The organism is Streptomyces sp. NPDC007162 (genome assembly GCF_040634175.1).
Taxonomy (GTDB): Bacteria; Actinomycetota; Actinomycetes; order Streptomycetales; family Streptomycetaceae; genus Streptomyces.
Genome location: NZ_JBEYFC010000468.1, coordinates 1 through 6,978 on the forward strand (window position 1 = coordinate 1; position 6,978 = coordinate 6,978).

Annotated in this window: 6 protein-coding genes and 2 pseudogenes; 6 read left to right on the forward strand and 2 right to left on the reverse strand. The window is 73.1% G+C overall.

The genetic code is table 11. The features are described from left to right. The 6 genes and pseudogenes from ABZ646_RS36190 to ABZ646_RS36215 all read left to right on the forward strand — a co-directional run. Nucleotides 1-298, forward strand: a 298-nt coding sequence (locus tag ABZ646_RS36190; protein WP_360528754.1) for a 3-oxoacid CoA-transferase subunit A, incomplete at its 5' end; no start/stop codon positions are given. After that, nucleotides 295-942, forward strand: a complete 648-nt coding sequence (locus ABZ646_RS36195) for a 3-oxoacid CoA-transferase subunit B (RefSeq protein ID WP_360528757.1) — start codon at nt 295-297, stop codon at nt 940-942. The genes ABZ646_RS36190 and ABZ646_RS36195, both read left to right, overlap by 4 nt. A gap of 215 nt (nt 943-1,157) precedes the next feature. Then, nucleotides 1,158-1,391: an aldehyde dehydrogenase family protein gene (locus ABZ646_RS36200; protein WP_360528760.1), complete on the forward strand. Its 234-nt coding sequence runs from the start codon at nt 1,158-1,160 to the stop codon at nt 1,389-1,391. A gap of 37 nt (nt 1,392-1,428) precedes the next feature. After that, nucleotides 1,429-1,791: pseudogene (locus ABZ646_RS36205) on the forward strand (alpha/beta fold hydrolase); the annotation flags it as partial. 76 nt (nt 1,792-1,867) lie between these two features. Continuing rightward, nucleotides 1,868-2,158 (forward strand): annotated as a pseudogene (locus ABZ646_RS36210) (thioesterase domain-containing protein); the annotation flags it as partial. A 124-nt stretch (nt 2,159-2,282) separates the two neighbouring features. After that, nucleotides 2,283-3,704: a protein kinase gene (locus ABZ646_RS36215; protein WP_360528763.1), complete on the forward strand. Its 1,422-nt coding sequence runs from the start codon at nt 2,283-2,285 to the stop codon at nt 3,702-3,704. Between the two features lie 450 nt (nt 3,705-4,154). On the opposite strand, the gene ABZ646_RS36220 is transcribed toward ABZ646_RS36215, so the two are convergent. Together ABZ646_RS36220 and ABZ646_RS36225 are read right to left on the reverse strand one after the other, a co-directional pair. Beyond that, nucleotides 4,155-5,564 (reverse strand): M1 family metallopeptidase, encoded by a 1,410-nt coding sequence (locus tag ABZ646_RS36220; RefSeq protein WP_360528766.1) that lies wholly within the window; start codon nt 5,562-5,564, stop codon nt 4,155-4,157. Then, nucleotides 5,561-6,978 (reverse strand): Pls/PosA family non-ribosomal peptide synthetase (locus ABZ646_RS36225; RefSeq protein WP_360528769.1); only part of this gene is annotated, 1,418 nt, incomplete at its 5' end. The genes ABZ646_RS36225 and ABZ646_RS36220, both read right to left, overlap by 4 nt.

Below are 6,978 nucleotides of genomic sequence, written 5' to 3' on the forward strand. Positions count from 1 at the left end.
GGGCAAGGAGGTGCGGGAGATCGACGGCCGCACGTACCTGCTGGAGTACCCGATCAAGGGTGACTACGCGCTGATCGGCGCGCACGTCGCGGACACGCTGGGCAATCTCGTCTACCGCAAGACCGCCCGCAACTTCGGACCGGTCATGGCCACGGCCGCGACGACGACCGTCGTCCAGGTCGAACAGGTCGTCGAGCCCGGGAAGCTCGACCCCGAGGCCGTCGTCACCCCGTCCATCTACGTCGACCGGATCGTCCAGGTGACGGCCCGGCACTACACCGTGCAGGGGGCACGATGACCACCACGCCCACCGACCACCGGCTCTCGATGGACGAACTGGCCGCCGTGATCGCACGCGACATCCCGGCGGGCGCCTTCGTCAACCTCGGCATCGGGCAGCCCACGAAGATCGCCGACCATCTGCCGGCCGGCTCCGGGGTGGTGCTGCACACCGAGAACGGCATGCTCAACATGGGCCCGAAAGCCGAGGGCGACGCGATCGACCCCGACCTGACCAACGCGGGCAAGGTCCCGGTGACGGAGCTGCCCGGCGCGGCGTACTTCCACCACGCCGACTCCTTCGCCATGATGCGCGGCGGCCACCTCGACGTCTGCGTCCTCGGTGCCTACCAGGTCGCCTTCGACGGCGACCTCGCCAACTGGCACACCGGCAGGCCGGACGACATCCCCGCGGTCGGCGGCGCCATGGACCTCGCCATCGGCGCCAAGGACGTCTACGTGATGATGACTCTCTTCACCCGCTCCGGGGAGCCCAAGCTCGTACCGCGGTGCAGCTACCCGCTCACCGGCGTCGGCTGCGTCAGCCGCGTCTACACCGACCACGGCGTCTTCGACGTCGGCCCCGAGGGGATACGGATCCGTGAGACGTACGGCGTCGGCGCCGACGAACTCGCCGAGCGGCTCGGCATCCCGCTGCCTTAGGGCTTTCCACCCGGCCCGGCTGAGCTGCGCTACTTTCCGCTGGTGATTTCGACGTAGGTCTTGCCGGTGACCGGGCTGGTCCAGCGGGTGGACTCGTCGGGCGTGAGGGTCGCCTCGGTGAGGGTCTGGGTGCCGTGGGGCGCCACCGTCCCGCCCAGCCGTACGGCGGCATGGGTGTCACCTCACCTGGACCTGGCCCCCTTCACCGTGGCCCGGTGCGCCGAGATCGCCCTGGAGGCCGGGCTGCCTCCGGGTGCCTGCATGTCCTGCCCGGCGGCCCGGAGGCCGGCGAACGCCTGGTCCGCCACCCCGACGTCGCGAAGATCTCCTTCACCGGAGGCATCCAAACCGCGAAGAAGATCCTCGACGCGGTGATCACCGAGGGCAGGCTCGGCCGCAAGACGGGCCACGGCTTCCACCGCCACGACACCCGGCGAGCCGCCTCATGAGCGTGTCCCCGGACCACGACCCGTCCGGCGGCAGCCTGTGGATCCGCCGCTTCCGGCCCCGCCCCGACGCCCCCACCCGCCTGGTCTGCCTCCCGCAGCGGGCGGTTCCGCCACCTTCTTCGCCGCACTGCCCGAACTGCTGGGCGACGACCTGGACGTGCTCGCCGCCCAGTACCCGGGCCGCCAGGACCGCCGCCACGAACCCTTTCCGCCGAGCCTGGACGCACGGTCCGAGCAGGTGGTGGCCGCGCTGCTGCCCTGGACGGACCGACCCCTCGCCGTCTTCGGGCACAGCCTCGGCGCGGCACTCGGCTTCGAGGTGGCCCGAGGCCTCCAGCGCGCCGGACGACCGCCGGCCGCCCTGTTCGCGTCCGGCCGCCGGGCTCCCTCCCGGCACCGGCCCGAACAGGCCCACCGCCTCGACGACGAGGCGCTGCTGCGCGAGGTACGCGCGCTGAGCGACCGACTCCCGGGTCTTCGCCGACGAGGAACTCGTCCGGATGGTGCTGCCGGCCATACGCGCCGACCACCGCATCGTCGAGAGCCACCGCTCGGCCCCCGGTCCCCTTCGCGACTGCCCGATCACCGTCCTCACCGGCGATGCCGACCCGAAGGTCACCGCGGAGGAGGCCCGGGCCTGGCAGCACCACACCACATCCGCACGCGACCGAGATGGCCGGCACGATCGCCAACGCCCTGACGACCGGGCGGTCCCTTCCCACCCCACCCTGACCGGACCCGCGCCCTCCTCGCCCACCCTCCCCTAGCGCCGGCCGACCGTGTGAAAACGCTTGTCGTTGTGCAAGCAGCCGATGGGTGGGTACCTGCGTGCCACGGCCCGCAGGCGGCGGGCGTCCGGCGGGTGCCGGTGCGCGGAATGGGGCGATCGAGGTGACGGTGGGCGAGGTACGGGGTTCCCGGGCTTTTCGAGGCTTCGCCAGAATCCTGGGGGGCCGTTACCGTCTGGACGCGCTGATCGGTTCGGGCGGGTCGGCGAACGTCCACCGCGGGTTCGACCTCCGGCTGCGCCGGCCGGTGGCGGTGAAGGTCTTCCGTGCCGGTACCGGTTTCGACACCGAGGAGGACTTCCGCAGCGAGGCGGTGATCCTGGCCCGGCTGCAGCATCCAGGACTGGTGACCGCCTACGACGCCGGATCCCAGGACGGCGAGGCCTTCCTCGTCATGCAGCTGATCGACGGCCCCACCCTGAAGACGCGGATAGCCGAGGGGCCGCTGCCGTGCGGGACCACCGCCACCCTCGGGGCGCACCTGGGCGAAGCTCTGGCGCACGCCCACGAAAGGGAGATCGTCCACCGGGACGTCAAACCGTCCAACATCATCCTCGACGGCTCCGGCCGGCCCCACCTGACGGACTTCGGGATCTCCCGCCTGCTGGACGCGACCACCCGTACCGGCACCGCCACCCTGACCGGCACGGCGGCCTATCTCTCCCCCGAACAGGTGCTGGGGCAACGCGTCGGCTGTCCCGCCGACGTCTTCGCTCTCGGCCTCGTCCTCCTCGAATGCCTCACCGGCCGTCTCGAATACGACGGCGGTCCCCTGGAGTCCGCGATAGCGCGCCTGCACCGTCGGCCGGTGCTGCCCGGTTTCCTGCCCGACTCCTTCGCCGCCCTGCTACGGGACATGACCGCCCTGGACCAGCAGGCGAGGCCCACGGCACGCGACTGCGCCCAGGCGCTGACCCGTCTCGCCGCCACGAGCGCGGGACCTGCCGCATCCGCTCCCCGGCCCGCGCTCGCCGCCGTGCCCCGGACGGTCACGGATCACAGCGACCGCACACACCGAAGCCCGTCACCCGCCGAGGGAGCATCCCTCACCCCGAGCGTCCGGACAGGCCGCCCCGGGATGCCGCCCTCCCGGCCCGTGTCCGCCCGCGGCCGCCTGCGCGCACGAGGGTCAGCGGCGGCGCTGGTCGCCCTCGCGGCCGTCGGACTGGTCGTCAGCGACGGCTTCTCACAGCGCGACGCCGCCAGTGAAGCGGCCCCGTCCGTCACCGATCCCGCCACCCCGTCCACGTCCCAGGACACCGCCGCCCGCCACGACGGGGCGACGCGGCTCTCCCACAGCCCTGCCCCCGCCGCCCGCGCACCGCGTGACTCCGCCCGGATCCCCGGCGCGCGGCCGCCCTCCGACTCCGCCGAACCCACCGGTCCGGATGCCGTCTCTCCTCCTCACGCCGCCGAACAGACCACGGTCGACACGGTCGGCAAGGGCAGGGGAGCCGTACCCGGCGAACCACCGGGCCAGGCACGGAAGAACCACCACGGCAGGAAAGGGGCGCACGCCAGGTGACGCGCCGGCACGCGTCGATGCCGCTGAGGTCCCGGCTCCCCTCGCGTCCCGCCTGGCGGAACCGGACGATGCTGACGCAACGGGCCCCCTAGACTCGGCCCTCACCCGCGGCCGGGAGGCCGAGCGGGTGTCGTCGTCAGGAAAGGGATCCACACGGTGAGTGCAGCGGCACAGAGCGACGCTCCGATCTACGAACGGCTCATACGCGAACGCGGTGACGTAGCCGCCGACGCGCGCAGGACGGCAGAGGCGACTTGGCGGGAGGTCAGCCGGACCATGGACTTTCGTCTCCCGTACACGATCGCCCCGCACGACGCCAGGCCCCGTTGACCGAGGTGTGACCCCGCTGCCGACGCCCGCGTGGCCGCCGACTCCGACCCGGACGCCACCGGTCCACGCGGTCTGCGACCGAGGCGACGAGACCGGTGTCCCTGCCCTGCGGCCCCCGCGTCAGGCCGTGGCGGGCGGCAGGGGTGGGAGGCGGGTGTCGTAGAGCCAGGCGCGCAGCAGTGGTTCCGCTGCCGCGGGCAGGGAGCGTCCGGCGTGCGCGATGAAGGCAGCGGTGTCCGCGCTGCCGCCGCGGTGGGCGTGGTGCCAGCCGCGCAGCATCGGGAAGAACCGTTCGTCGCCCGTCGTCAGGCGCAGCGCGTGCAGGGTGCACGCGCCGCGGTTGTAGACGCGGTCGTCGAACATGCGGTCCGGTCCGGGGTCGACGATCCGCAGGCCGTCGCGTCTCCTGGCCATGGTGTGCCAGGCCGCCCTGGCGATGGTGTCGGCGGAGTCCTCGCCGATGTGCTCCGACCACAGCCACTCCCCGTAGGTGGCGAAGCCTTCGTTGAGCCAGATGTCCCGCCAGTCCCTAAGGCTCACGCTGTTCCCGAACCACTGGTGGACGAGTTCGTGGGCGACGAGCGTCTCCCACGTCCGGTTGCCGTCGATGTGGTTGCGGCCGAAGACGGACGCCGTCTGGTTCTCGACCGGCTCGTCCAGATCCGCGTCCACCACGACCGCGCCGTACGTCTCGAAGGGATACGGGCCGAACCAGCCGGTGAAGGTCTCCACCATCTCGGGCTGACGGGCCAGGTCGTACCCGGCCTGCCCGGCGATGCGGGCCGGGTACGCGTCGCGGCCGGTGACCCGGCGGCCGGTCGCGGTGTCGCGGGCCTGCCAGGTCCGGTGGACGAAGCGGCCGGTGTACAGCGCGGCGAGATAGGGCGCCATGGGACCGGGGTGACGGTACGTCCAGGACTCGGTCGAACCCGTGCCGACGCGCTCCAGGAGGGTGCCGTTGGCGATCACCTGGTGGCCGCGTGGCACGGTCACCCGGAAGGTGAACTCGGCCTTGTCGTCCGGCCGGTCGTTGCACGGGAACCACGACGCGGCGCCGAGCGGCTGCGCGGCCACCAGGGTGCCGTCGTGCGGGTCGCCGGTGCGGTCCCAGCCGATGGGCCCGAACGGTGTGCGCACCGGGCCCGGCCGGCCGCCGTAACCGATCTCCAGGGCGAACGGCGTGCCCGCCCTGATGGGCCGCGGCGCGGCCAGGACCAGCTTGCGCCCCCTGTGGTACGGGCGCGTGGCGGCCCCGTCGACCAGGGCGTCGTGCACGGTCAGTCCGGCGAGGTCGAGGTGCACCTGCCGCAGCGTCCGCTCGGCCACCGCGCGGATGTGCGCCCGGCCGTCGAGCGTGGCGGCGGCCGGGTCGTACGTCAGGCGCAGGTCGTAGGCGAGAGTGCGGTGGTCGTGGGTGCCGTGGCTCGCGAAGTAGCGCTCGGCCTCCTGGGGCGGGCCGTCCATGGCCGTCGCCGCCAGGGGAGCGAGCGCCGCGCCGCGCAGCAGCGCACGACGACTGCACCAGGTCATGCCGCTTCCCCTTCTTCGCCGAGGCGAGTCGTGGTGCCGGTCGCGGGGGCACCGGCGATCGGATTGCCCGCCCAGCGCGTGCCGTCGGGCACCGTCTCGCCGCGCATCACGAGGGAGGCGGCGCCGATGGCGGCGCCGGCGCCGATCGTGGTGCCGGGCAGGGCGATGCTGTGCGGGCCGAGCGAGGCACCGGCGCCCAGGCGCACGGCGTCCATCCGCATGATCCGGTCGTGGAACAGATGGGTCTGCAGGACGCAGCCGCGGTTGACGCTGACGCCGTCGCCGAGACTGACCAGATCGGTCTCCGGCAGCCAGTACGTCTCGCACCACACCCCGCGGCCGACGCGCGCGCCCAGCGTGCGCAGCCACCAGTTCAGTGCCGGTGTGCCGAGGTGCGCACCCACCCCCCAGGGAACGGCCAGCATCTCCACGAACGTGTCGAACACCTCGTTGCGCCACACGAACGACGACCACAGGGGCCGCTCGACCGGCCGGAAGCGCCCCACGAGCAGCCACTTGGCACCGGTGGTGAGGAGGCAGGCCACGACCGCCCCGGCAAGGAGCAAGGGAGCGCCGACCAGGGCGGCCGGCACAAGCCCGCCGCGGTCCAGGGCTTCCTGCCCACCGAGGAACAGGCACTCCGCCAGGAGCGTGCCCAGGATCATCGGCAGCAGCCGGCACAGCTCCACGGCCGCGCGGGCCGCCCTCAGCCGCCGGGGCGGAGCGAACGTCCGCGCCGGGTCGGTGCTGTCGGGTACGCGCGGCAGCGGCATCACCGGCCGGCCGATCCAGGACATGCCCGGCCTGCCGCCGGCCGGCGCGTCGGACAGCACACCCACCAGGGCCCGGTCGGGGACGTCGTGGCCGGGCGCGACGATGCCGGAGTTCCCCACGAAGGCCCGCGCCCCGATGCGTACGCGTCCCAGCCGCAGCCATCCGTCGCGCAGTTCGAACGGCGCGACGAGGGTGTCGTCGGCCAGGAAGGCCCCGTCGTCCACGCGGAGCAGGGACGGCAGCGGCAGCACCGTGGAGATCTCGGTGCCGCGGCCGACGCGGGCACCGAGCAGCCGCAGCCAGTACGGCGTGGCCAGACTCGCGTACAGGGGGAACAGACTGCCGCGGGCACCGTCGAGCAGCCGGGTCACCAGCCACGCCCGCCAGGCCACGCCACCGTCCGCGCGGTGCAGACCGGGCTTGATCGAGCGGCTCAGCAGACGCACAGTCCCCGCGGTGACCAGCATCCCGCACACCGTGGTCATGACCGTGAACAGGGGTGCGGCGAGGAGCAGATGCCCGGCCGCGCCCGGCAGCGTCGGTGTGACAACGACGACGACGAATGGCACCGCGTCCTCGATGTCAATGTCCTCGGCATGGTCCGCACCGCCCGCGCCGCCCTCCCGCACCTGCGCCGCTC